Source organism: Rhizobium sp. CC-YZS058, from assembly GCF_034720595.1.
Lineage (GTDB): Bacteria > Pseudomonadota > Alphaproteobacteria > Rhizobiales > Rhizobiaceae > Ferranicluibacter.
Genome location: NZ_JAYESJ010000001.1, coordinates 3,795,897 through 3,819,353, shown reverse-complemented (window position 1 = coordinate 3,819,353; position 23,457 = coordinate 3,795,897). Strand labels below are relative to the sequence as shown.

Here is a 23,457-nt window from a genome sequence, read left to right as displayed (position 1 = left end):
GTCGGAGACCATCCGCCCGGGATCGGTCTTCGCCTTCATGCGAGGCTGCGGCCCATCCGGTGGCCGGACCCGCAGCGTCCGCCGGTCCATAAGAAAACCAACACTCTTCGCGCGCATTAACGTCAATTTAGAACTATCAAATTTAGGATACGTTCAAATTTACCTTCACGCATTGACACGCTCGCTCGGAGTTCTTTCATGCGCCGGCTCACCATTTCGCGTCTTCTCGTCCTGTTCGGATCGATCGTCACCCTTGGTCTCGCCGTGTCCATCGGCGTGCAGACCGCGGCCCTCACGGAGCTGAAGGTCGGAGGCCCCGTCTATACCGAAATCGCCAATGGCAAGGATCTCATCGCCGACATCCTGCCGCCGCCACTCTATGTGATCGAAGCCTATATGCTCGCCAACGAGACCGTGCTTCACCCGGAGCTGCTCGAGACGAACCGCGCGAAGACGAAGGATCTCAAGACCGCCTTCGACGACCGCAAGGAATTCTGGAAAACCGCCCGGCTGGACGAACAGTTGCGCGCCAAGCTGGAAAACGAGGTGGTTCCGGCCGGCGAAGCCTTCTGGGTTGCGCTTTCGGCCTATGATGCGGCTCTCTCGAAGGGCGAAAAACCCTCGCTTCAGACCGTTCAGCAGGCCTTCTACGCGCATGATGCCAAGGTGCGGGAGCTTGCCGCGGAAGCGACCACCACGCTGGAGGCTTCGGTCGCTTCCGCCGAGACGGCAAGCGCCCATTATATGCTGGCGACCTCGCTCGGCAGCCTGGTGTCGCTGACGATCTTCCTCGTCGGGCTGTGGTTTGTCCGCCGCCGGGCCATCACGCCGCTCGTGCGCATCGGGCACTATATGAGCGTGCTGTCGAGCGGCAACTATGAGGACGATGTGCCCTTGCTCGAGCGCAGCGACGAGATCGGCTCGATGGCCCGCTCGGTCGAGGTCTTCCGCGCTGCCGCCATCGAGCGCCAGCAGATGCGGCAGAATGCCGAGCGCGAGCGCGCGCTTTCGGAGGCCGAGCAGATCGAGCGCCAGCGGCTGCGCGAGCGGGAGGCACAGGAACTGCAGGTGGTGGTGGAGACGCTTGGCGCCGCGCTCGAGCGGCTTGCCCAGTGCAATATCCGCATGACGCTCGACGAACCCTTCGCCGATCGCTTCGACCCGCTGCGCCGCGACTTCAACAATTCGATCGCCACCTTCCAGAAAACGCTGGAAGAGGTGCTGGGCAAGACCGCGACCCTCTCTTCCAGCGCAAAGTCGATGCATGAGGCGGCGGACGAGCTGTCCAAGCGCACCGAGCAGCAGGCCGCAGCGCTGGAGAAGACATCGGCGGCCCTGGAGGAGGTCAGCGTAACGGTCAATTCGTCTGCCGAACGGGCCAGCGAAACCCGCAGCCTCGTGCAGGCGGCCAATGAATGCGCCACCTCCTCCGGCCAGATCGTGCACGATGCGGTGGAGGCCATGCGCCGGATCGAGGGTTCCTCCACCCAGATCGGCCAGATCATCCACGTGATCGACGAGATCGCCTTCCAGACCAACCTGCTCGCGCTCAATGCCGGGGTGGAAGCGGCGCGGGCGGGCGAGGCCGGCAAGGGCTTCGCCGTCGTCGCCCAGGAGGTGCGCGAACTGGCCCAGCGGTCTGCCAAGGCGGCGAAGGATATTGCCGGGCTGATCCAGGCATCCTCGCATGAGGTCGTGAACGGCGTGCGCCTGGTGGACCAGACCGGCGAGGCGCTGGACCAGATCACCCGGTTCGTCGTCGAGATCGACGAGAAGGTCGACGCGATCACCACCGCCGCCCGCGAACAATCGGCCGGGCTTCTGGAAATCAGCAGCGCGGTCAATGCGATCGACCAGATGACCCAGCAGAACGCCGCCATGGTGGGCGAGACGACCGCCATCAGCCGCACTCTTTCGGCCGATGCCTCAATGCTGACCGAACTGGCGGCCCGCTTCAAGCTGAACCGCCGCAAGGAAATTCGCGACCCAAAAGCACAGCATTTGAGCAGCGCGGCGTGAGACGGTGGCGCTCATGCAGCGCCGGCCGTGACCGAAACGTCCATCGAAAGCTTGAAAAGGGGGAGGCGTCTGCGCCTCCCCCTTTTCGCGTCACGAGCCCATTTTACGTCCATGCCGCTGCATGAAGGACTTGGTCAGTTTCTGACGGAACGTGGAAAGCGTTACCTGGCGCTTATTGAATTAACAACGTTTTAGCGATTGGATTTTTATATCTTCAGTAAGTGACGCTTTTCTTTTATCCCCGCTCGTCGTCTGGAGTTCGCTTATGCGCCAGCTTACCATTTCGCGCCTGCTCGTCGTGTTCGGTCTCATCGTGACGCTGGGCCTGGCGGCCTCGATCGGCGTGCAGACCATGGCCTTTCGCGAACTGAAGGTCGGCGGACCGGTCTATACGGAAATCGCCAACGGCAAGGACCTGATTGCCGATATCCTGCCGCCGCCGCTCTATGTGATCGAGGCCTATATGCTGGTCAATGAAATGGCGCTGCATCCCGAACTGGCCGAGGGGAACGAGGCGAAGATCAAGTCGCTCCGGGCCTCGTTCGACGAGCGGAAGCTGTTCTGGAAGACGGCGGCGCTGGACGCGCATCTGCGCGCCAAGCTGGATGAGGAGGTCATACCCACGGGGGAAGTCTTCTGGACGGCGCTGTCCGATTATCAGGATGGGCTTGCGGCCGGCAAGGCCCCCTCGCTGCAGACCGTGCAGCAATCCTTCTACGCCCATGATGCCAAGGTGCGCGATCTCGCTACCGAGGCGACCACGACGCTCGAAGGCTCCGTTGCAGGGGCGGATGCAGCAAGCACCGAGTACACGCTTGCCGCCGCCTTCGGCAGCGGCGTCTCGGTGCTCATCTTCCTCGGTGGCCTATGGTTCGTGCGTCGGCGCGCCATTGCGCCGCTGGTCAAGTTCGGACGCTACATGCACACGCTGTCGCACGGCGATTACACGGACGAGGTGCCGTTTGCCACGCGCAGCGACGAGATCGGCTCCATGGCCCGCTCGGTCGAGGTGTTCCGCGCCGCCGCCATCGAGCGCCAGCAGCTGCGGCAAAGCGCCGAGCGCGAGCGGCTTCTGGCGGATGCCGACCAGGCGGAACGCCAGCGCCTGCGCGAGCGGGAAGCCGAAGAGCTGCAGGTGGTCGTCAAGACGCTCGGCGCCGGGCTGGAACGGCTGTCGCAATGCAATATCCGCATCACCATCGACGAGCCCTTTGCCGAGCGCTTCGACCCGCTGCGCCGCGACTTCAACAATTCGATCGCCACCTTCCAGGAAACTCTGGAGCAGGTGCTGGGCAAGACTGCGGCGCTCACCGGCAGCGCGAAGGAGATGCACGAGGCAGCCGACGAGCTGGCGCGGCGGACCGAGCAGCAGGCCGCGGCGCTGGAGCAGACCTCGGCCGCCCTGGAGCAGGTGAGCGCCACGGTCAAATCCTCCGCCGACCGGGCCGGCGAAACGCGCAGCCTCGTCCGCGCCGCCAATGACTGCGCCTCGTCCTCCGGCCAGATCGTGCGCGATGCGGTGGAAGCCATGCGGCGGATCGAGGGATCCTCCACCCAAATCGGCCAGATCATCCACGTCATCGACGAGATCGCCTTCCAGACCAATCTGCTCGCGCTCAATGCCGGGGTAGAAGCGGCACGGGCCGGGGAAGCGGGCAAGGGCTTTGCGGTCGTGGCGCAGGAGGTGCGCGAGCTTGCTCAGCGCTCCGCCCAGGCCGCCAAGGACATTTCCGCGCTGATCCGCACCTCGTCCAGCGACGTCATCAATGGCGTACGGCTGGTCGACCAGACCGGCGCCGCGCTTGATCAGATCGCGCAGTTCGTGGTGGATATCGATGCCAAGGTGGATGCCATCACCATTGCCGCGAGCGAGCAATCCGCCGGGCTGCTGGAAATCAGCGCCGCGGTGAACTCCATCGACCAGATGACCCAGCAGAACGCCTCGATGGTGGGCGATACCAACGAGATCAGCCGCGCGCTTTCCACCGACGCCTCCCTGCTCGCCGAGCTGGTGACGCGCTTCAAGCTGAACCGCCGCAAGGCGATCCGCGAGCCGGGAACGAAGACCTTCAGCCAGGCGGCCTGACCGGCCGCGCTACCAGAGCGTCGCGAGGGCGGAGAGGAGAGAGGCGCCGCCGATCGGCGCCACCACCATCAGGGCCAGGTTCACGAGAACGATGACAACCATCAGCTTTTCCTGACGCTTGGTCAGCACAGGCTGCTTGGGTTCGGGCGCCGGGTCTTCCCAGCGCGGGGGGCGGTAGTGGTCCGTATTGAGAAACATGATGTCTCCTGCGGCTCAGACCGGCGCATCATGCGCTTGAAAGCGGAAAAAGGCCAGCCGCGCCGGGCGGCGTGCCTCAGGCCTCGGCCGGTCGGCGGCGCTCGCCGATCACCAGAATGCCGCTTGAGGCAACGATCATCAGCGCGCCGATGACCACGGTCAGCGACGGCACCTCGGCCCAGAGCGCGTAGCCATACAAAAAGGCCCAGATGAGCCCGGTATATTCCACCGGCGCCAGCGCCGAGGCCGGCGCATGGCGAAATCCTTCATAGAGGAGATACTGGCCCAGCGTCGCCACCAGGCCGAGCCCGATCATCAGCGCCCAGCCGAACAGATCCGGCGTCTCCCAGACCCAGGGAAAGCTGGCGGCGCAGGCCAGCGCGAAAAGCAGGCTGGTCGCCGCCATCTGCACCAGCGTCGTCTCGGTCTTGCTGACCAGCCGCACCAGCACCGTGCTCCAGGCCCAGCAGCCGCCGGCGACGATGCACATCAGGGCCGGCAGCAGATCGGGCGAATGGGTGGGATTGGCCGCCACGGCGACGCCGATGAACCCGCCGATGCAGGCGAGCCAGCGCGCCGGCCCCACCCGCTCCTTCAACACCACGATCGACAGCAGGATGACGATGATCGGCGCGGAGAAATAAAGCGTGGTCAGCTCCGCGAGGCCGAGATGCCGGGCGGCATTGTAGAACAACAGCCAGGCCAGCAGCATCAGCGCCGCCCGCAGAACCAGCGTGCCGCGATGGCGGCTCTTGAAGACCGAGGGGTGGCGAAGAACGAAGGCCAGCGGCGCGGTGATGAGCACGATGACCAGCGAGCGCATGAACAGGATCTGCGGCACCGCATAGGTGGCAACCAGCAGCTTCACCACCGCATCCTGCAGCGCAAAGCAGGCATAGCCGGCCGAGGCCAAAGCAATGCCGAGAGTGGCCCGCGGCTCCGCCCCTGCCATGTTACGAACGCCTTACCGATTCAATCGCGGCCGGTGTAGTCCCAAGGCCGGGCGCAATCAATGGCGCTGCGCAAGCCTGGGCCCCGCGAAATCCTGCCGTGTCGCGTCCGGTTTTCGCGCGTTCTCAGGCCGCCCGGCGCAGTGCAAAGCGGCGGCCGTCGGTGGTGGAGACGAGGCCCAGGCGGAAGAGGGAGGCCATGACGGCGGAGACGGCGGGCAGGCATTTCCGCCCCTGCCGGAAGCCGGCGGCAATCATGTCGGGATCGAGCGACTGGTTGGAATCGAGCAGCATCTGATGGACGACGAAGGTCTGGTCGCGCTCGTCCCTGGGGAAGGCGGGCTTGGGAAAGGGAGGCTTGGGGACAGCGGGCCTAGGGAAGGGGGTGGGCAGGTGGGGCGTTTCGCCCAGATCCGCTTCCAGCTGCTCGGCCTTTTCCTTGGCCGAGCCGAAACGCGGGATCTGATAGTCCGGGCGCAGCCAGCGCACCAGCCCGCGCGCCTCTTCCTTCGCTCGTTCCCTGTTCAACGCCACGAGGCGGGCCAGCACCTCCTCCTCAGGCAGATCGACCGGCCAGCCATAGGCGTCCGCCACGGCGGCATCGAGCCGCTCGTGGCGCTCCTTCAGGATCGGCACCAGTCCGTCGTCGAAGATGCGGCGCTCCTTGTCGGACAGCATGTCCCGCGTCGCACCCGCCTTCAGCCGCTCCAGCACATTGTAGAGCCCGGTCAGCGTCAGATGCGGATGGTCGGCAAGCACCTGCTTGCGATGGGCATCAAGCCCTTCGGCAATGGCGCCGATCACGGCCGTCTGGGTCTCTGTGGCGGCGGGGAAGGGGAAGGGGTCGAAGCAGCGGGATTTTGAGTACCGGGGATCGTTGCCAATTCCAAGCCAGCCGCCGGCACGAAGCGCCCAAACCATGTGATAGCGCGAGGAGAGGACCCCGAGGCAGTGGCCCTCACTGACCCCGATTGCGACGAGCATGTTGTCGGGCAAGATGGAGGCGTCGAGGAATTGGAAGATCCGATGCTTCATCGTCTCAACAGTTATGATGATTCGATCGAGGCCTTTTGAAAAAGAGCGGTATGTTTCGTGGGTTGCGCCAAACCAATGCCAATTGATCCGACGAAAATCCATATTGTTGTGATCCCGCTCTGGTTTCACGTTCGTCGCCAGATGTTGGTAGACAAATGGAAATCTATTCAAAATCTGTTCCTGGGTGAGCGGATATGTGTCGATTACCATGACTCCTCTATGGCGCGCTGTGATGTCTTTTCCATTTCTGTAATGTCTTATGTGCAGCTCTAAGCCAAGCACTTTCCCGAGCCCCAAGTATTGAGCTTGCGCGGGAGTGACAATGAAGCCAGCGCCATGGAGTTTGACACCGGGAGAACAGATGCCTTCGTTTGCCTTCAGTTTCTGAGCCGTCGTCACATCGGCCCCAACTGTCAAATCCGAATTTACTCGCCCACGCTTCTCTCCAAACGTGATCACCGGACTGTCCGTCTCCACCCCGTCCTCCGCCGTCACCTCCAGGAGCCGCCCATCGCGCTTGCCGGCCTCCGCCACGGTCATGGCGATGCGAACGGCGGCGCTGTCGCGGGTGACCTTGGTCCAGGGGTGGTCGGGAATGGCCATGACGAGCGAAAGCGGCTTCTTGGCATTGAGATGCGCTTCCATGACCCGGCGCTGGAAGACCTGGCTGATGGAATTGGTGGTGACGAAGCCGAAGCGCTTCAGCCCGCTTTTCGGCTTGAGCAGGATTTCGGCCGAGCGATCCCACCAGTACATGACGAAATCGGCGCTCTCGTTCATGTGCGTGTGTGCCGTCCAGAGCGCCTCGGCATAGGCGCTGCCCATGCGGGCGCGCAGGTCCTTGCCGCCGATGAAGGGCGGATTGCCGACGATATAATCCGCCTTCGGCCAGTCGGGCCGGCGGGGATTGGGGTAGGCTTCCTTGCCGTCCACCACCTGCGGCAGCGGGTAGCCATCCCAGGTCAGCACCGCATCGCGCGTCTCGATGGTGCGGAAGGCTTTCAGGATCGGCTCGGACGGGGCGACACCGCGATTGCGGAAATGCCATTGCAGATGGCCGATCCAGAGCACGAGCTCGGCGATCGCCGCCGCGCGCGGATTGATCTCGAGCCCCAGGAACTGGTGCGGGTCGACCGTGTGGCTGTCGAGGCTCAGGGCTTCCTGGCCGCCGAGATCGTTGATCGCCTCCAGCACCTCGCCTTCCAGCCGTTTGAGAAGCTCCAGCGCCACATAGAGAAAATTGCCGGTGCCGCAGGCCGGATCGAGCACGCGGATTTCGCAGAGCCGATCGTGAAAGGCCTGCACGGTGCGGATGGCGGCCTCGCCCTTGCCTTCGCTCTTCAGGCGGTCGGCGGTGGAGCGCGCATGGTCCCATTCGGCGCGCAGGGGGTCGATGACGGTGGCGATCACCAGCCGCTCGACATAGGCGCGCGGCGTGTAATGCGCGCCGAGCCTTCGGCGATCGGACGGGTCGAGCGCCTGTTCGAGAAAGGTGCCGAAGATCGCCGGCTCCACATCCTTCCAGTCGTAGTTGGCAGCGGCGGCGAGCTCGCCGATCTCTTCCCGTGCGAGCGCCAGCGCCCGGCGCCTCTTGAAGAACTCGCCGTTGAAGCGCTTGACCTTTTCGCGGATCGTGGCGGTGAAGCCGCCTTCGTCCATCGCCCGCCAGAGATCCTCCATCATGCTGGGGAAGATCTCCGGCTTCTCCGCGCAGTCCTTCAGCAGCTGCTTGAAGCAGTCCCTCGGCAGGAGGGCCACATCCTCCGCGAACATGGTGAAGAGCATGCGCATCAGGAACATCGCCACCTCCTCGGTCGGATAGCCCTGCTGCTCCAGCGCCTTGGAGACCTTGGCGATGCGCAGGGCGATCTCGCGCGTGACCTTGGCGGCGTGGCGGGAGGGGTCGAGCGAGAGCGGATCGGTCCAGATCGCCGTCAGCCGCGCGCGCACCGCCGGATCGCGCAGATCCTCCAGATAGATGCGGAAGGAACGGCGATCGGGAAACTGGTCATAGGCCTTCCCGTCGCGACGGAAATTGGCATAGACCTCGATGGCATGGCCGACATCGCAGACCAGCACGAAGGGCGGCGGCTCGTGGGAGGCGGGGAGAAGCCGCACATAGTTCTCTGCCTGCTGGCGGGCGTTCATCATCAGCACATCCCAGGCGCGGTTTGCGCCGGCGCGGCGGCCGCGCGGCGTTTCCGGCACGAGACCGGGCAGCGCCATCGCCTCGAGCTTCTTGGCGCCGTCCAGGCGGCTCTGCTTGGCCTCCAGGAGAAAGCAGTCGCGCTTGTAGAGATCGATACGCTTGGAGGAGATCGCGCCGTCGCGCGCGGTCTCCTTCACCACGCGTTCGAAGACATAATCGTTCGTCTCATGCTGGGCGGAGGCCGGGTGGGGGTGGTCGATCCCCAGAAGATCGCAGAGCTCCGTCAGGAACAGCGCATAATTCGCCCGCTCCTGTCCTCCATCCCGCCCCTGCCAGCGCGCAATGAACCGCTCGACAATCCCGTGCATCCACCACCCCCGCCGACCACGCTGAGTTTAAGCAGCCAGAGACATGATTCGGTAGTGCTAATTTAGACTATCTATATGGATGAATGCAGATCGGGCTTGCTCGACCCGGAGGAGGGCAGGGTGGAGGCCCAGATTTCCGATGGCTCGGTTGTCGTTCCGCGGCAGACACTCTCCGGAACCTTCGGCTCCCGACATAATTAACGCGCCGAGGATCGTGAACGGTGTCAACCGGACATGACGGAGATGATGAACGCAGGAGTTTTTCCGGTTTCTGCCTGCGGCCAACGAAATGGCAGTCGAGCGTCCCACCCGTCCCGTTTGCGATCTTCCCGACTTCCCGGAGCCTTCATGATCGATTCGCCCAGCCTTCCCCCCGAACATCCCGACCGCCCGCAGGACTGCGCGGCCGCCATGGTGAGCGTCGTGCGCACGCTGGAGGAAGAGGGCCATCTGGCCGGCTGGACGCGCGAGGAAATCCTCGTCGCGCTCACCGAAACCGCGGAGATGCGCCTCGGCTCCCTTGTGTGACAACAATTTGGATTTGTCTGAACCCCCGATCGTTAGGCATGCACAAACCTGGCCTCTGGATTAAGCATGGCATGCATTCCCTCGCTGTAAAACGGGGTATCAGTCGCCCGGAAGCAAACTGATTTGGCGTGGAGCGAGGGCCGACTTGGATCCGCCTCGCCAACCCTTGAACACCATCAAACCAGATCATGAAAGGAACGACGCCAATGTCCGATTGTCTCTGGGAGCCGGCACAATCAGTCGTCGTTCGAAAACGATGAGCCATATGGTGGTATCCTGTGCGCCGCGGCAACTGTGCTTGCCGACGGCCTCTACGGGGCAGGCGCTCCTCTGTGGCGCCTGACGAATTCTCTCCGCCGGTAGCTAAACGTGCGTCATGCGACGATTAATTTTCTGAGGCGGTCCTTCGGCCTGCAAGATTGAGCGTCAACTCGAGCAGAGCCTCGGCGCCGAGCAGGACATGACGATCCTCGACGAACTCCGCCTCGTTGTGACTGACACCATTGCGGCAAGGGACGAAGAGCATGGCGCTAGGCGCGATGCGGTTGACGAAGAGCGCGTCGTGAAACGCACCCGACGTCATTCGCCGGCAGGCAATCTTGCGGCTACGGCAGGCGGTTTCGATCGCGTCGACGAGTGTTGAGTCAAAGACACCAGACGCCATGTCGAGAAGCAAACCGATTGCCGCGGTGCACCCCCACCGTTCTCCCGCAATGGCGCATGTTTTGCGGACGAGCGCCTCGAGAACGGCGAGAGCGGCGCCATCCGGATGGCGCAGATCAATCGTGAAGGTGACCTGTTCGGGAATGACATTGACCGAGCCCGGCTGAAGTGTGAGGCGCCCGACAGTCAGCCGCGACTGCGGGTCCGCCGCCATGACGGTGGCCTGAAGTTCCGCAATGGCATTGGCCGCTGCCGCCATCGCATCTTTGCGGAACTCGCGCGGCGTGGTGCCTGCATGGGCTGCCTGCCCCGTAAAGGTCACCTCCAGCCATTTCGTCCCCTGAACGGCGGTGACGGCGCCGATCGGGACCGTCTCGCGCTCCAGAACCGGCCCTTGCTCGATATGCAGCTCGATAAAGGCGAGGATGTCTGGCCGCGCGTGCCGCATCACCGCCTCCGGGAGGGCCTTGAGCGTTGCGGCGAGATCTTCTTCCAACCGCGTGCCATCCGGCGCCATTACCTCGTGCCACGCGCTTACAGCATGCACGCCTGCAAAGGCCATGGAGCCCATGCAGCCCGGCGCGTAGCGGCTGCCCTCCTCGTTGGTGAAGGCGACTACTTCGACAGGTCGAGCGGTCGAGACGCCGGCATCGTCGAGTGCTTCCAGCACCTCGAATGCGCTGAGCGTGCCGAGCGCCCCGTCGAAGCGCCCCCCGGTCGGCTGGCTGTCCAGATGGCTGCCAATGAGCAACGGCGGCAGATCGACGTGCACGCCCTCCCGGCGAATGAACAGGTTGGCGGCCTCATCCTGGAAGACCGAGAAGCCGCGGCCCCATGCACGTTCGGCCAGCAGTCTGCGAGCTCTGCGGTCCTCAATGCTCAGCGCCTGACGATTGACGCCGCCCGCCGGCGTCGCGCCGATCGCCGCAAAGTCGGCAAGGGAGCGCAGGAGCCGGGCGCCGTCGACCGCAGCGGGACGACTCATCGATGCAGGCCTGCAATGAAGCGCGTCACGCGGTTCGGCTCGACGGCGTTCCACCAGACCCCGTCATGTTTCAGCGCGCTGGCGATGATGACGCCATCCGCGACGGACAGGATATCGTTGGCGTTTTCATGCGTTACGCCGCTGCCGACCAGCGTCGGCAGCGAAGCCGCTTGTTTGATCATGTCGATATAGCCCAAGTCCGCCGCGTGTCCTGTGCGCTGGCCGGTCGCGATAATGACATCGGCATCGAAGAAGACGAGGTCCTTCACCTGCTCTTCCACCGGCCGATCGCCGACAATGGCGTGCGCGCCGTGTTTCACATGCGCATCCGCGAAAATGCGGATGCCGCGGGCGCGCAGATTTGCGCGATAGCGCATGGCCCGCGCTGATTCCCCCTCAACGATGCCCTCGTTCGCGACATAGGCATTGGCCCACTGGTTGACGCGAATGAAGGATGCCGAGGCGGCCGAGGCAATGGCAAGCGCAGGAATCGCGGCATTGGCAAGCACGTTGATGCCGATCGGGCGACCGAGCTCGCGGCGGATGCGGTCGGCGACGACAGCCATATGTGCGGAAGTCTCGTGGCCGATGTCATCGGGCTTGGAGAAGGGAACGTCGCCGTGGTTCTCGACGATCACGGCATCGCAGCCGCCGTGCAGATAGGCCTTCGCATCAGACAATCCGCGGTCGTAGATCACCTCGACTCCCTCGCCGTCATAGCGCGGCGCGCCCGGCAGCGGCATGAGATGCACGACGCCGATGATCGGCTTGTCCCGGCCGAAGAGTGTCTTCAGCACGGTGTTGTCCTGTCGTCCGATAGGGTTGCTCATGATGGTCACGTATTGTCCGTTGTGAAGGAGGGAATGAGAGCGTCAAGGTCTGCCAGCGTCGGAAAGGCAGCCAGCGTGCCCGGGCGGCTGACAGAAAGTGCCGCCGCCGCGCTGGCCACGCCTGCGGCGCGGGCGAGCGGCACGCCGCGATGGATAAGGCCGGCAAGCGTTCCAGTATAGCAGTCGCCAGCGCCACTCGTATCGACGACGTCGGTGGGATGGGCGGGAATGGTCAGGCTCGCATCGCCATCCAGCAGGAAGGCTCCATCACCGCCGAGCGTTATGACGATATGGTCGATGCTGAGAGCCCGCAACCGGCGGGCCGCCGCCTGCGGGTCCGCCTCCCCCGTCAGCATCTGGGCCTCGGGGCGATTGGCAATGAGAAGCGACAGGCTTCCAAGCTCCATTCCGGCCAGTGGGAGCGGGCTGGGGTTGAGGACCGTGAACAGACCCGCCGCCCTGGCCTGTCGAAGGCAGTCGGCCGTTGTCCTGGATGGCAGATTGCCCTGCATAAGCAGCATGTCGCCTCGCCTGAAGGCGCTGGGCAGTGCTCCCTCGCGCAGGGGATCGAAGGCATTGGCACAGGCAGCCGCCGTGACGATGACGTTTTCGCCCAAGCCATCCACCAGCACGACGGAGCGATCGCTCGGCAGATCGAGGCGAGACAGGCGCAGATCGTCGAGCTCGGCAGAAAGAAGGTCCTGCATGCGGTCTGCGGCGGCATCGCGGCCGACCGCCGCCCAAAGGGTGACGGCAGCGCCGGTGCGCGCGGCAGCAACCGCCTGGTTGGCGCCTTTGCCTCCCAGACCCTCCGAAGCGGTCTCGGCGTTCACAGTTTCGCCCGGCTGCGGTAGCCGCTCCAGGTGGAAACTGTTGTCGATGCAGACATTGCCGACGACGTGGATGGTCATGGGACGGCTCAATCCGTCGCCCAAGCGAGCATCTGTTCGAACAGCGTCTTGTAGCCCGGCCAGGCAATGAATTCCGGCGGCAGCCAATGGGGTCCGACATCGGAGGTCCAGACGAGGGTGCGGCCGTCGCCATAGGTGCCGGTGACGAGCAGCGGCAACGACCCATAATCAGTCGAGACCGTCATCAACTGATTGGCGCCCTCCTTGAGCACGACCTCGTTAAACCCGAGGAGATAGGGAAACTCGCCGGAGATTCCCGCGAGGATCGGGTGCCTGGGGTCGCCAGTGATCATAGGCGTAAAGCCTTCCGGCACCTCGACACGGTCATCGACGGGGAGGCAGGACACCGGCAGAACCTCTTCCACGGCGGTCTTGCGGAACCGCGCGCCGCCATTGATGCCCTGGAAGGAATAATAGCCGCCGAACATCAGCAGCGCCCCGCCCCTGGCGACATAATCCTTTAGAAGCATGAGGCGGTTCGGCGTCCGGCGGGAATGGATCCAGGTGTCGGGATGGAGCAGTAGCGTGTTGGCGCCGATGTCGGACAGCACGATCGCATCGTAGGCTTCGAGTGCCTCGATCGACGTCGGAAAGTCGCGCTGTGCCTCGTGGGCCGGCATGAACGTCACGTCGAAGGGACTGTCCTTCAGCGCCTTCAGCAGTTCATCTGCGCCCGTGTGATAGGTCACGGTCGGGAACTGGTCGAAGCCCTTGATATGCGTCGCGGTCGAGACCCAGGACTCGCCGGCGAGCAGCACTTTCTTCTTGGTCATGCGGATTCCTCGGAACAAGGCCGGCGCTCAGCGCCCGGCAGAAAAAACGGTTTTCGGATTCTCGACCAGCATGCGGTCGATCGCCGCCTGATCCACACCGTGGCGTTTCAGGCGCGGCAGGAAGTGCTTGAGGATGTAGCCGTAGCCAAAGCCGCCATAGCGGGTGAGCATGATCTTCAGAAACACGTCCTGCGACAAAAGCAGCCGGTCGGCAAACCCCTTGTCAACGAGTGTCGCGATGGCGCGGGCATTCTGCTCGTCAGAGGGCGACTGGGCGTCCTGGTCGGCATAGTAGTAGTCCATGCCGATCATGTCATATTCCAGGAAGGCGCCACGTCGTGCGAGGGCGATCTGGTAGTCGAGATCGTCATGGCTCGGATTCATGTGGCACAGCACGGTGTGGCGAAGATCAGCCCCTTCTTCCTCGATCACATCGAGCACACGGTGCGCCAGCCGTTCCCAGCCCGGCAGATGGATAGAGAGCGGAAGGCCGGTGAGGCGCGAGGCGCGGGCCGAAGCGCGGAGCGACTTCTCTTCCTCAGAGGTAAAATGCCGGCTGACGCCGACCTCGCCTATGATGCCGGCCATAATCTTCGGCTGAGTCTCGCCGCCGCCGACATCATTGACGATGAAGGCTGTCACCTCATCGAGGTCCATGCCCTTCAGCCAATCGGGATGAGTATGTTCAAGATAGAAGCCGGTCCCCATTATGATGCGCAGGCCGGACATGCGGGCCATGCGGGCAAGCCCCTCCGCATCCCGGCCAATCCCAAAATTGGTCGTTTCGACCACGGTGCAGCCACCGAGTGCCTGGAAGCGCTTCAATTCGCTGAGCGCCAGGTCCCCGTCATCCAGCGAGACGTTGTCGCGGTTCATGTAGGGGTTCATCCGGAGTTCGCCGATGATCTCCATGGAGACCTTCTGCTCGGCGATCGCCCGTTCATCCGGGTGGCACGGGCAGATCCAGCTGCTTGCCCCGTTCAGGAAGATGTGCTCGTGCATGAGCGTGATGCCAAGATCATCAACCGGAACCGGGCCGGTGACGGTCATGGCGCAGCCCGTGCCAGTGCCAATCGGGTAGCGCTCGCGCGGCGTGTCGGAAAACAGGTGCTCCAGCATCTCAGCGCCCCTTCGCCCCGCCGCGGAACAGGCGGAAGTTCAGCCAGATGGCGATGAGGATGATGAAGCCGGTGACGATGGGCGTGAAGAAGGGCGAGAGGTGCGAGAGAATGAGCCCGTTCGCCAGGACGGCCACGGTCAGCGCGCCCAGTATGGTGCCGGCAAGCGAGCCGCGCCCGCCGAACAGGCTGGTCCCGCCCAGCACGACCGCCGCGATCACGTCGAGCTCGAACCCCTGACCGGCATTGGATGAGCCGGATCCAAGGCGGGCGGATAAGATAATTCCGGCCGCTGCTGCGGCTGTGCCGGAAAGCACGTAGACCCAGAGGACGATACGCCGCGTGTCGACGCCAGCACGCCGCGTCGCCTCATTGTTCGCTCCGACGCCGGTGACGTAGCGACCGAAATGGGTCTGGTTGAATACGAGAAACGCAATGGCCAGCACAAGAATGGCGATCAGCGCCGGCGCGGGAATGCCGAAGATCCAGGCCCGGCCGATTGCCACGAAGGGGCTGGTCGGCTCGATCGGGATCGAATAGCCGCCGGTAATCAGCAGCGCAAAGCCTCGGATGACGGAGAGGCCAGCCAGGGTGACGATGAAGGCCGGGATCCGCTCATAGGCGATGAAATAGCCTTGAATGGCGCCGACGAGAGCGCCAAGTGCCAGCAACAGAAGGATGACCAGCGGCCAAGGGATGCCGGCCTGCAGAGCCGCGGCCGAAAGCGTCGCCGTCAGCGCCAGGACGGAGCCCACGGAGAGATCGATGCCGCCCGTGGTGATGACGAAGGTCATGGCTGCGGCCACGATAAGAAGCGGGGCGGACTGGCGGACGATGTTCAAGAGGTTCGGTGCCGTCAGGAAGGCGTCGGTCGTGACCGAGAAGAACAGGCAGCAGACAAGGAAGAACAGGGCGATCGACATGACGCCGCCATTGGCGACGATCTTGTCGAGGAGCGTGGCGTCGCGCATCCGCGGCGGCTGGCCGGCATAGGCGTTGGGTTCGGAGCTCATTGGAAAGCGCTCCTTTCTGCTTGATGGCCCGCGGAACGGGCAGCGAATTTCCGCCCGACGATGAGATTGACGACCTCTTCGATATTGGTGTCCTCAATGCGCCGTTCGGCGACATTGCGCCCCTCATACATGACCTGGATGCGGTCGCAGACGAGGAAGAGATCCTGCAGGCGGTGGGTGATCAGGATGACGGAGACGCCGCGCCGGGACACGGTCCGGATCAGCTCCAGCACGGCTTCGACCTCCGCCACGGCCAGCGCCGCGGTCGGCTCGTCCATGATGAGGACGGAGGGGTCGAAGGAGACCGCGCGGCCGATCGCGATTGACTGGCGCTGGCCGCCCGAGAGATTTTCCACCTTCATGCGGGTGTCGGGGATAACGATGCCGAGATTGGAAAGCATGGCGCGGGCGCGCTCATGCATCGCCGTCTTGTCCAGAAGCGGAAAGCCTCCGATGCGGCGCTTCGGTTCGCGTCCGAGAAACAGGTTGCCGGCGACATCGATCGTGTCGCAGAGCGCCAGGTCCTGGTAGACCATTTCGATCCGCGCGGCGCGCGCATCGGCGGGCGAGGTAAAGGAGACGGTCTTCCCGTCGATCTCGATCGTGCCGCTATCGGGAATGACGGCGCCCGAAAGGACCTTGCTGATCGTGGATTTCCCGGCGCCATTGTCGCCGACGAGGCCGAGGACCTCGCCGGGCTTCAGGTTAAGCGACGCATTGTCGAGGGATTTGACAGCGCCATAGCGCTTGGAGATGCCGGTCATGCGGACGCGGCTGACGGCTGTATCGGTCATGATCGATGTCCTGGCTTGGATCGCGTCCGCCCGGCCCTTATGCAAGGACCGGGCGCGGAGCGGCGAACCGGCTTACTTGAACATCGCGCGATACTGATCGACGTTTTCCTTCGTCACGATCGTGACGGGAACGTTGATGATTTTGTCGATCGTCTCGCCCTTCTTGACCTTCATCAGCGCTTCCACGGCCGCCTTGCCCTCACCGGCCGGATCCTGCTGGATCACGGCGGTGACGAAGCCCTGGTCGATCCCGTCGATCGCCGACTTGGTCAGATCCCAGCCGAAGACCTTGATCGAGTCCTGACGGCCCTGGCTGGTGACGGCGGACACCGCACCGAGCAAAGCCGGCTCGCCCGTGGCGTAGAGAACGTTCATGTCCGGATTGGCGGTCATCAGGTTCTCCGCGGCGGATAGCGCGACGTCCTGAACGTTCTGCCCGTCAACCGTATCAAGGAACGTGACCTTCTGGCCGCCTTCGGAAACCGCGGCCTTGAAGCCATCGAGGCGCTGGTTCTGGATGAAGGAGTTCAGTGCGCCGACAACCCCGATCTTAGCCGATCCGCTCATGTCGCTCTTGACGTAATCGGAGAAGAACTTGCCGATATCCTTGCCCGCCGCCGTATTGTCGACGCCGACAAAGGCGATGTTGTCCCCGTCCGGAATCTGCGCATCGATGGCGATGACCGGAATGCCGGCCGTCTTGGCAGCCGTGATCGCCGGCTTCACGCCGTTGACGTCGATCGCCACCAGGATGATACCGTCGACCTTCTGGGTGATGTAGGTCTCGATGGCATCGTTCTGGGCCGAAGGCACGTTGTTGGCGTTGAAGATCACGAGATCGGCACCGGCCGCCTTGGCGGCTTCCTTGGCACCATCGTTGATCTGGTTGAAGAACAGCGCCTGCTGGTTGATGGTAACAAGCGCGAAGGTTTCAGCCATGGCATGGGATGCCCCCACGGAAAGCGTCATGGCGGCGGCTGCGACGCAGCCGAGGAAAATGCGAGTCCGACCCATTTTGGTTCCCCTTTGATAGTGCCTGTCTGTGCGACACCGATTGGCAAGGACAAATATTCAAGTAGCTTGAATATTTGTCAAGCGACTTGAAGGCAGGGGAATGTCGCGCGTGGGCGTCGGCCGGAGTTAGAAGGTGGGAGGCGTATTTACCCAAAAGATGGAGGCTTGTACCGTCCCGACATTCCGGTACCAGTGCGCCAATTCGGAGTTGAAGACAAAGGAGTCTCCGGCTGAGAGCCGAAACGTCTTTTCCGCGATCATCAGTTCGATCTCGCCCACCAGCACATAGCCGACCTCCTCGCCCACATGCTGGATGGGTCCGGCGCTCTCGCCGCCGACGTCGATATGATGGATATTACATTGCAGCAGGTGGCCCGGCGAATAGGGGATGACCCGCTCGAGCGAAATTCCTTCTCCACGCCGCAAGGGGTCTAGCGAGATCAGTGGCCGCCGACCGGCTCGGAATACCACGCTTTCATCTGCATCGGTTTCTTCAAACATCCAGCCGATGTTCGAATCCAGCGCCTGCACGAGCCGATGAAGCATCGGCAGCGACGGAGATGCCTTGCCATTCTCGACTTTCGAGAGAAGGCTCTCCGAGCAGTCTGCTGCCAGCGCCAGCGCCTTCAGCGTCAGCCCGCGCGTCTTCCTCGCTAGCCGAAGACGCGCCCCCAATCTCTGGGGATTTGAATGGATCATGTCCTCGCGCGCGGTATTTTGCGCGATAGGGGGATTGGCGATATTCATGTCGGAAGTTTCGCGCTTGTTGATCGCGGCATTATAAGGGCGCTGGCTAGCCTGTCCAGTTGATGAAGACATATCCTCATCTGCAGCATGTTCCCCCCATGAGCTTTAGCTCAGAGAGCGCTATCTCTACGCACCGTCCTTTCGTCGCCTGTCTGCCTCGAAAACAGGCTTGTTCGAAAACGATTGCCGGCTCTGGCGTCTGCGTCGAGGGAACTAGGGAAGCTGATTTTGTTCAGCCTTGGCAGACTCGGAACGCACCAATAACCGAAAGGCGGTCTGCGAGGCGCGAATCCCGTTCCGGACGGCCTGCACAGTCACTCCTGCCATCCGGACGCTGACGCCCGCCGAGTTCGGCAACTGGCTCGCTGCCGCGTAGAGGCCGGTGAGCTTGGATGTTCGACCATTGAGCGAAGCGATCGTCTCATGAAGCAAACTGCTCTCCTCAGTTAGCATGAGGATGTTGCCAAAGGCACGATAGGGATGCAGGTCTGCCATGTCCGCGCCTTCAAGCCAGGTTCGGTCCGTCATGATGGGGACATCCCGCCGGCAGATTACGGTGCTTTGAAACAGACGGAACGGCGAGTTGAAGCCCTTTGGGTCGTGACAGGTGAAGGCGTCGCTGACCAGGACAGAGGCGCCTGGCCGACAGAGGATGTCGAGCGACTGGCAGAGGGCAGAATCTGGAAACAAGATTCTTGGTTCGGGCAGATATTCGAGGTGACTGTCCTCCCCAGCCTCGATGATCACACGCTCCTCGGCAGTCTGATGCGGCTTTGCCCGATGCACTAAGGTCGCACCCGGCGTTGTCACCGTCACGCGTCCGCGCGGCTGGCAGATCAAGCGTTGAGACAGCAGGTCTTCGGCATGGATCGCTCCGCTGGTCGTCTGGAGGATCACGCTCAGCATGCCTCCAGGATCATCCGGGCGATGGAAAGTCCGCGAGATGCAGTACGGCCAAGTGAAATGTCGGCGATCGATGATGGTGCGCGTGCCCTGCCGCATGAACCGAATATCCAGCTGATGGTTGGGCGCGGGCAGACTAGCGTTCATAGCCGGAACAGGACCTCGCGTTCGATGATGTCGACTAGCGCTTCAACCCCTTCGCCCAGCCTGCAGTTGGTCGTCATTACCGGACGATTGCCCCGGACGCCCAGCGCCTCGGTCTGCATACGGGCCAGATCGACGCCGACATGGGGCGCGAGATCTGACTTGTTGATCACCAGTACATCCGCTTTGATTACACCGGGGCCGCGCTTGCGCGGAATGTCGTCTCCGCCGGCAACGTCGATGACGAACATCCAGAAGTCGGCGAGATCGCGGGAGAAGGTGGAGGCCAGATTGTCGCCGCCGCTTTCGAGCAGGATCAATTCGACGCCCGGAAAACGCCTCTCCAGCTCTTCCGCCGCCTCGATGTTCAGCGTCGGATCTTCGCGGATGACCGTGTGTGGGCAGGCGCCGGCTTCTACGGCCGCCACGCGTGACGGATCGATCAACCCGGACCGGCGGATCCGTTCCGCGTCCTCGGCCGTGACCAGATCGTTGGTTATGACAGCGATTTCGATGCCGCGGTTCCCAAGGGCGGGAATGAGCCGCTCCAGCAGCGCCGTCTTGCCAGAGCCGACTGGGCCTCCAATGCCAAGCCGCGCCGCTGCGAGGCGTTCGTCCGACACCGGGCTCATCGCAGCATATACCTTCGGCCTAGAGGAACCCGGGGTGCCGGCGGGCACATCAACAGCCTGCCATCGGCGCGTACTTCGAAGGTCTGTGGATCGACTTCCACCTCGGGCATGGCGGCATTGCGGATCATGTCGGTCTTCTGAAGGGTGCGGACGTCCTTGATCTGCAAGAATTTTTTCTGGAGGCCGAACTGGCGATGGACGTCGGCCTCAATGGCAAGCTTGGAAACGAAGGTAACACCCAGGTTCTGCGGAGCAGCGCCCAAAGCCCCCCACATCCGCTTCTGGATCATCGGCTCGGCAAGACCGAGGCTGCCATTGCCATCGCCCATGGCAGCCCAGACGACGAAGCCGCCCTTGACCACCATGTAGGGCTTCACGCCAAAGGAGGCGCGGGGCCAAAGCACGAGGTCGGCCATCTTGCCGACCTCGATGGAGCCGACGTGATGGTCGATTCCAACGGCGATCGCCGGATTGATCGTCAGCTTCGCGATATAGCGCTTGATGCGTTCGTTGTCGGCGCATGCAGTCTTCTCCTCAGGAAGTCGACCGAGCCTCTGCTTCATGACGCTGGCGAGCTGCCAGCAATTGGTGACGTTCTCCGCCAGCCGGCCCATGCCCTGCGTATCGGTGCCAAAAATCGAAATCGCGCCCATGTCGTGAAGAAAGTCTTCCGCCGCCATCGACTGCGCTCGGACACGTGCCTCGCCGAAGGCGACGTCCTCCGGCGTGTTGTAATTGAGCTGATGGGCGATCATCGTCATCGGCAAGCCTTCCTCAAGGCCATAGGCCGTGAAGGGATTCGTCGGGTTGGTCGATGAGGGGATGACGTTCGGATAGGAGACGACCTTCAGGAGGTCGGGTGCATGCCCGCCGCCGGCACCCTCCACGTGATACATGTGAATGGTGCGGCCGGCGCACACGTCGATCGTATCTTCGCAAAATCCGAACTCGTTGATCGAATCCGTATGAAGATGAACGGCGAAATCGTTGCGGTCGGCTGCAATTAGTGTCTGATCGATCACGGCCGGAGAGGCGCCGAAATCCTCATGGATCTTCACCGACATGCCGCCCGCGGCGACCGATTCCTCTACCGCCTCCGGGCTCGAGGCGCCGCGCCCAAACAGGGCGTAATTGAGTGGGGAGAATTCCGTTCCCTGGAGAAAGCGGCCGAAGGTAAAGGTGCTGCCCGACCCGACATCGAAGATGGGGCCAGGGCCATTGCCGATCATGGTGGTCGTCCCACCAGCAAGCGCATGATCCGACTGTTCCGGCGATTGGAGATGGGCATGGGCCTCGACCGCGCCCGCGGTGACGATAAAGCCGGCGCCGGAAAGGGGCGAAGTCGTCTGCCCGACAATCATGTTCGGATGGACGCCCGGCATGACATCCGGGTTTCCCGCCTTGCCGATCCCGACGATCCGGCCATCGCGGATGCCGATATCCGCCTTGATGATGCCGCTGACCGCGTCGATGATCGTGGCGTTCTTGATGACGACATCAAGGATCTTGTCGGAGGATCGCAGATGCCCGTTGATGCCTTCGCCGTCGCGAAGGTTCTTCCCCGCTCCGATCAGCAGTTCGTGGCCATAAACGGTGAAATCCTCTTCGATCTCGGCAAAGAGCTCCGTGTCGCCAAGGCGGATCCTGTCTCCCTTGGTCGGACCGTAATGTTCGGCATAAGTGCTGCGTGAGATCGTTCCCATCCTCTAAGCTCCTCGATAGCCGCGTGTACGCGCCAGTTCGAGCGCCGTCTGCTTCGCTCCGTCCGCATCGAGCGGACCATTGACCAGTCCGGCCTGTCCGCGCACGACGCGGCTGCCGGAAATCGGCACGAGCCGCACCGTCTTCTCGATGCCAGGTTCGAAGCGCACGCCCATGCCGGCAGGACGATCGAGCTTCATACCCCAGGCGGCCGCCCGGTCGAAGCGAAGCGCGCGATTCGTCTCGAAGAAATGGGTGTGGCTGCGCACTTGGACGTCGCGGTCCCCCATGTTGACGACGTCAAGGGTAACCGAGGGCAGATCCTCGAACATGGCGATATCTCCCGGTGCGGACAGGATGCCGCCGGGTGCCGGACCTTCTTCCTCGAGGGCTGAGGAGTGCCCAGACCCGATGGGCTCGAACAGGGCGACGACTTTGGTGCCCTCTGCGAAGAAGCATTCGACGTAGATGAGCGGGATCATCTCCGGCACGCCGGGCTCCACATCCTCGGCGGTTAGAAGCCGACCGGCCATGTCCCTTATGTCGGCATAGGGCATGTCGCGCCGCGCCGCGGTCATCACCTCGTCGGTGATCAGCGCCACGGCCTCGGGATGGCTGAGCCGGATGCCGAGCGCCTTGTTCCGCCGTGCGAATTCCGCGGCGGTGAAGATGACCAGCCTGTCCATTTCGGTCGGTGATAGGTTCATCATGCCGCAATTCCTCGGCTCAGGTTGAAAACATGCGCACGTGCCGCCAGGGTCCGCGCGAAACGGCGATATCGGAAAACGGCGTGAAACTTGCCGGCTCCTCGACGGGCGGCGGAACAAGCAGCAAATCTTCGAGGAGCCGTCTTGCCCGTGCGAGCGAGGCCTGGGCCTGCACATGCCCGATCGTGCCCAGCCGGATGGCGGCGCTCGTCAGCCCCATCACCATGGTCCAGCCGGACAGGAGGGCTGTCGCGTCGGCGGGAAGGCCGGCATCGCGATAGACGAGCGCCTGCATCACCGGCAGATGTCCGAGTGGTTCGATCATCAACGAGAGCCGCTGGCGATAGGCCTGCGAAATTTCTCCACCCGAGCGGGCGGAGATACCGAGCAGTGCCCGCCCAGCGCGCTTCGACCCCTCGCGCATCTCCATGGACAAGGTCGCGGCTTCGACGGATCGGTCAAGCCTTTCGACCGCGTCGATCGTCTCGCAGGCAAAGCCGCGCGCGACGACGATGCGATCGAAGCTGTTCCACCGGAGCCGTAACTGCTGGGCGAGGGTCCGGTCGAAATCCTCAGGGCTAGCGATCAAGCCGTCGGCGGCCAGGCCCTCGATCCCCCAGGAAAACGCAAATCCGCCAGCTGGATAGGCGCTGTCGCCGAATTGCAGCATCCCAAGGGTCGTCGCCGTGTCAAACACCTGCATCGTCCTCGACCGAGCCGTCATCCAAAAGCATGCGAATTCGGCTGCGATAGGTCTCCAGCGGCCCGTCGAGCAGCACAATCAGGCGGGACTCTTCGAAGCGGACTCGCCAGTGCAGATTGCCGGCATGCCAGCCAAGCTGCAGAGCTGCCGCCGCATCCCTCGGCTGCAGCCGCCAGAGCCGCTGTTCACCGAAACGAGCGACGATGGCGCGGTGGTCGTCGATGAACAGCAGCGCGCCGTCGGAAAGCTCCTCGCCGCGCCCGAGGCTGACGGCGCAATCCGTTCCCCGGTCGGTGGAGAGGCGGAAGCGTTTGCGGCCGGCATCCTCCGGCGGCACATAGAGCAGTTCGATGCAGCCGGAATGTTCGAGCCGATGAAGCGGGCCCCGAAACTGGGGGTCGGACGAACGTCCCACGATGCCGTGCAGTCTCAACATGACCTGAGCTCCGAATACTGTCCGCGACCGAATGCAGTTGCCTGTTCGCT

General features: G+C 63.3%; 21 protein-coding genes. 3 read left to right on the top strand and 18 right to left on the bottom strand.

Annotated elements, in window-relative coordinates:
• Nucleotides 1–198: 198 nt before the first annotated feature.
• Both U8330_RS18235 and U8330_RS18230 read left to right on the top strand, forming a co-directional pair.
• A complete protein-coding gene (locus U8330_RS18235; RefSeq protein WP_323106657.1) occupies nt 199–2,019 on the top strand; it encodes a methyl-accepting chemotaxis protein in 1,821 nt (606 codons plus the stop codon).
• A gap of 265 nt (nt 2,020–2,284) precedes the next feature.
• Nucleotides 2,285–4,105 carry a methyl-accepting chemotaxis protein gene (locus U8330_RS18230; protein WP_323106655.1) on the top strand — a complete coding sequence of 607 codons (1,821 nt, stop codon included), beginning with the start codon at nt 2,285–2,287 and terminating at the stop codon, nt 4,103–4,105.
• A gap of 9 nt (nt 4,106–4,114) precedes the next feature.
• Here U8330_RS18230 and U8330_RS18225 read toward each other — a convergent pair whose 3' ends face one another.
• From U8330_RS18225 to U8330_RS18215, 3 genes are all read right to left on the bottom strand, one after another.
• The gene (locus U8330_RS18225) at nt 4,115–4,303 is read right to left on the bottom strand and encodes a hypothetical protein (RefSeq protein ID WP_323106654.1); all 189 of its coding nucleotides are present in this window, start codon (nt 4,301–4,303) and stop codon (nt 4,115–4,117) included.
• A gap of 76 nt (nt 4,304–4,379) precedes the next feature.
• Entirely contained in the window at nt 4,380–5,255 is an 876-nt protein-coding gene (locus U8330_RS18220; RefSeq protein WP_323106653.1) for a DMT family transporter, read from the bottom strand.
• A 124-nt stretch (nt 5,256–5,379) separates the two neighbouring features.
• Entirely contained in the window at nt 5,380–8,805 is a 3,426-nt protein-coding gene (locus U8330_RS18215; RefSeq protein WP_323106652.1) for a class I SAM-dependent DNA methyltransferase, read from the bottom strand.
• Nucleotides 8,806–9,153: 348 nt separating this feature from the next.
• On the opposite strand from U8330_RS18215, the gene U8330_RS18210 reads away from it, so the two are divergent.
• The gene (locus U8330_RS18210) at nt 9,154–9,333 is read left to right on the top strand and encodes a hypothetical protein (RefSeq protein ID WP_323106651.1); all 180 of its coding nucleotides are present in this window, start codon (nt 9,154–9,156) and stop codon (nt 9,331–9,333) included.
• A gap of 385 nt (nt 9,334–9,718) precedes the next feature.
• Here the strand turns inward: U8330_RS18210 and U8330_RS18205 are convergent, their stop codons facing one another.
• From U8330_RS18205 to ureE, 15 genes are all read right to left on the bottom strand, one after another.
• Nucleotides 9,719–10,981: a hydantoinase/carbamoylase family amidase gene (locus tag U8330_RS18205; protein ID WP_323106650.1), complete on the bottom strand. Its 1,263-nt coding sequence runs from the start codon at nt 10,979–10,981 to the stop codon at nt 9,719–9,721.
• Nucleotides 10,978–11,811, bottom strand: coding sequence for a BtpA/SgcQ family protein (locus tag U8330_RS18200; protein WP_323107355.1), 834 nt, complete (start codon nt 11,809–11,811; stop codon nt 10,978–10,980). Before U8330_RS18200 ends, U8330_RS18205 begins: the two co-directional genes overlap by 4 nt.
• Nucleotides 11,812–11,816: 5 nt before the next feature.
• Nucleotides 11,817–12,722 carry a PfkB family carbohydrate kinase gene (locus U8330_RS18195; protein ID WP_323106649.1) on the bottom strand — a complete coding sequence of 302 codons (906 nt, stop codon included), beginning with the start codon at nt 12,720–12,722 and terminating at the stop codon, nt 11,817–11,819.
• Nucleotides 12,723–12,730: 8 nt separating this feature from the next.
• A complete protein-coding gene (locus U8330_RS18190; protein ID WP_323106647.1) occupies nt 12,731–13,495 on the bottom strand; it encodes a glutamine amidotransferase in 765 nt (254 codons plus the stop codon).
• 27 nt (nt 13,496–13,522) lie between these two features.
• Nucleotides 13,523–14,614 carry a phosphotriesterase-related protein gene (locus tag U8330_RS18185; RefSeq protein ID WP_323106646.1) on the bottom strand — a complete coding sequence of 364 codons (1,092 nt, stop codon included), beginning with the start codon at nt 14,612–14,614 and terminating at the stop codon, nt 13,523–13,525.
• 1 nt (nt 14,615) lies between these two features.
• On the bottom strand, nt 14,616–15,626 hold the full coding sequence (locus U8330_RS18180; RefSeq protein WP_416236878.1) for an ABC transporter permease: 1,011 nt from the start codon (nt 15,624–15,626) through the stop codon (nt 14,616–14,618).
• Nucleotides 15,623–16,420 (bottom strand): ATP-binding cassette domain-containing protein, encoded by a 798-nt coding sequence (locus tag U8330_RS18175; protein ID WP_323106645.1) that lies wholly within the window; start codon nt 16,418–16,420, stop codon nt 15,623–15,625. The genes U8330_RS18180 and U8330_RS18175 overlap by 4 nt, the downstream gene beginning before the upstream one ends.
• Before the next feature lie 72 nt (nt 16,421–16,492).
• Complete coding sequence (locus U8330_RS18170; RefSeq protein ID WP_323106644.1) at nt 16,493–17,434, bottom strand: substrate-binding domain-containing protein; 942 nt, start codon at nt 17,432–17,434, stop codon at nt 16,493–16,495.
• Between the two features lie 126 nt (nt 17,435–17,560).
• Nucleotides 17,561–18,133, bottom strand: coding sequence for a cupin domain-containing protein (locus U8330_RS18165; protein WP_323107353.1), 573 nt, complete (start codon nt 18,131–18,133; stop codon nt 17,561–17,563).
• A 261-nt stretch (nt 18,134–18,394) separates the two neighbouring features.
• Nucleotides 18,395–19,183 carry an urease accessory protein UreD gene (locus U8330_RS18160; RefSeq protein ID WP_323106643.1) on the bottom strand — a complete coding sequence of 263 codons (789 nt, stop codon included), beginning with the start codon at nt 19,181–19,183 and terminating at the stop codon, nt 18,395–18,397.
• Between the two features lie 44 nt (nt 19,184–19,227).
• A complete protein-coding gene (gene ureG, locus U8330_RS18155) occupies nt 19,228–19,860 on the bottom strand; it encodes an urease accessory protein UreG (RefSeq protein WP_323106642.1) in 633 nt (210 codons plus the stop codon).
• Nucleotides 19,857–21,563, bottom strand: a complete 1,707-nt coding sequence (ureC, locus tag U8330_RS18150; protein WP_323106641.1) for an urease subunit alpha — start codon at nt 21,561–21,563, stop codon at nt 19,857–19,859. The genes ureG and ureC overlap by 4 nt, the downstream gene beginning before the upstream one ends.
• Before the next feature lie 3 nt (nt 21,564–21,566).
• On the bottom strand, nt 21,567–22,271 hold the full coding sequence (ureB, locus tag U8330_RS18145) for an urease subunit beta (protein WP_323106640.1): 705 nt from the start codon (nt 22,269–22,271) through the stop codon (nt 21,567–21,569).
• Between the two features lie 16 nt (nt 22,272–22,287).
• A complete protein-coding gene (locus U8330_RS18140; RefSeq protein ID WP_323106639.1) occupies nt 22,288–22,971 on the bottom strand; it encodes an urease accessory protein UreF in 684 nt (227 codons plus the stop codon).
• Nucleotides 22,958–23,407, bottom strand: coding sequence for an urease accessory protein UreE (gene ureE / locus U8330_RS18135; protein ID WP_323106638.1), 450 nt, complete (start codon nt 23,405–23,407; stop codon nt 22,958–22,960). The genes U8330_RS18140 and ureE overlap by 14 nt, the downstream gene beginning before the upstream one ends.
• Nucleotides 23,408–23,457 lie beyond the last annotated feature (50 nt).

Coding starts and splice junctions, on each gene's coding strand:
- U8330_RS18235 (WP_323106657.1), top strand. CDS start 199: ATGCGCCGGCTCACCATTTCGCGTCTTCTCGTCCTGTTCGGATCGATC.
- U8330_RS18230 (WP_323106655.1), top strand. CDS start 2,285: ATGCGCCAGCTTACCATTTCGCGCCTGCTCGTCGTGTTCGGTCTCATC.
- U8330_RS18225 (WP_323106654.1), bottom strand. CDS start 4,303: ATGTTTCTCAATACGGACCACTACCGCCCCCCGCGCTGGGAAGACCCG.
- U8330_RS18220 (WP_323106653.1), bottom strand. CDS start 5,255: ATGGCAGGGGCGGAGCCGCGGGCCACTCTCGGCATTGCTTTGGCCTCG.
- U8330_RS18215 (WP_323106652.1), bottom strand. CDS start 8,805: ATGCACGGGATTGTCGAGCGGTTCATTGCGCGCTGGCAGGGGCGGGAT.
- U8330_RS18210 (WP_323106651.1), top strand. CDS start 9,154: ATGATCGATTCGCCCAGCCTTCCCCCCGAACATCCCGACCGCCCGCAG.
- U8330_RS18205 (WP_323106650.1), bottom strand. CDS start 10,981: ATGAGTCGTCCCGCTGCGGTCGACGGCGCCCGGCTCCTGCGCTCCCTT.
- U8330_RS18200 (WP_323107355.1), bottom strand. CDS start 11,811: ATGAGCAACCCTATCGGACGACAGGACAACACCGTGCTGAAGACACTC.
- U8330_RS18195 (WP_323106649.1), bottom strand. CDS start 12,722: ATGACCATCCACGTCGTCGGCAATGTCTGCATCGACAACAGTTTCCAC.
- U8330_RS18190 (WP_323106647.1), bottom strand. CDS start 13,495: ATGACCAAGAAGAAAGTGCTGCTCGCCGGCGAGTCCTGGGTCTCGACC.
- U8330_RS18185 (WP_323106646.1), bottom strand. CDS start 14,614: ATGCTGGAGCACCTGTTTTCCGACACGCCGCGCGAGCGCTACCCGATT.
- U8330_RS18180 (WP_416236878.1), bottom strand. CDS start 15,626: ATGAGCTCCGAACCCAACGCCTATGCCGGCCAGCCGCCGCGGATGCGC.
- U8330_RS18175 (WP_323106645.1), bottom strand. CDS start 16,420: ATGACCGATACAGCCGTCAGCCGCGTCCGCATGACCGGCATCTCCAAG.
- U8330_RS18170 (WP_323106644.1), bottom strand. CDS start 17,434: ATGGGTCGGACTCGCATTTTCCTCGGCTGCGTCGCAGCCGCCGCCATG.
- U8330_RS18165 (WP_323107353.1), bottom strand. CDS start 18,133: ATGATCCATTCAAATCCCCAGAGATTGGGGGCGCGTCTTCGGCTAGCG.
- U8330_RS18160 (WP_323106643.1), bottom strand. CDS start 19,183: ATGCGGCAGGGCACGCGCACCATCATCGATCGCCGACATTTCACTTGG.
- ureG (WP_323106642.1), bottom strand. CDS start 19,860: ATGAGCCCGGTGTCGGACGAACGCCTCGCAGCGGCGCGGCTTGGCATT.
- ureC (WP_323106641.1), bottom strand. CDS start 21,563: ATGGGAACGATCTCACGCAGCACTTATGCCGAACATTACGGTCCGACC.
- ureB (WP_323106640.1), bottom strand. CDS start 22,271: ATGATGAACCTATCACCGACCGAAATGGACAGGCTGGTCATCTTCACC.
- U8330_RS18140 (WP_323106639.1), bottom strand. CDS start 22,971: ATGCAGGTGTTTGACACGGCGACGACCCTTGGGATGCTGCAATTCGGC.
- ureE (WP_323106638.1), bottom strand. CDS start 23,407: ATGTTGAGACTGCACGGCATCGTGGGACGTTCGTCCGACCCCCAGTTT.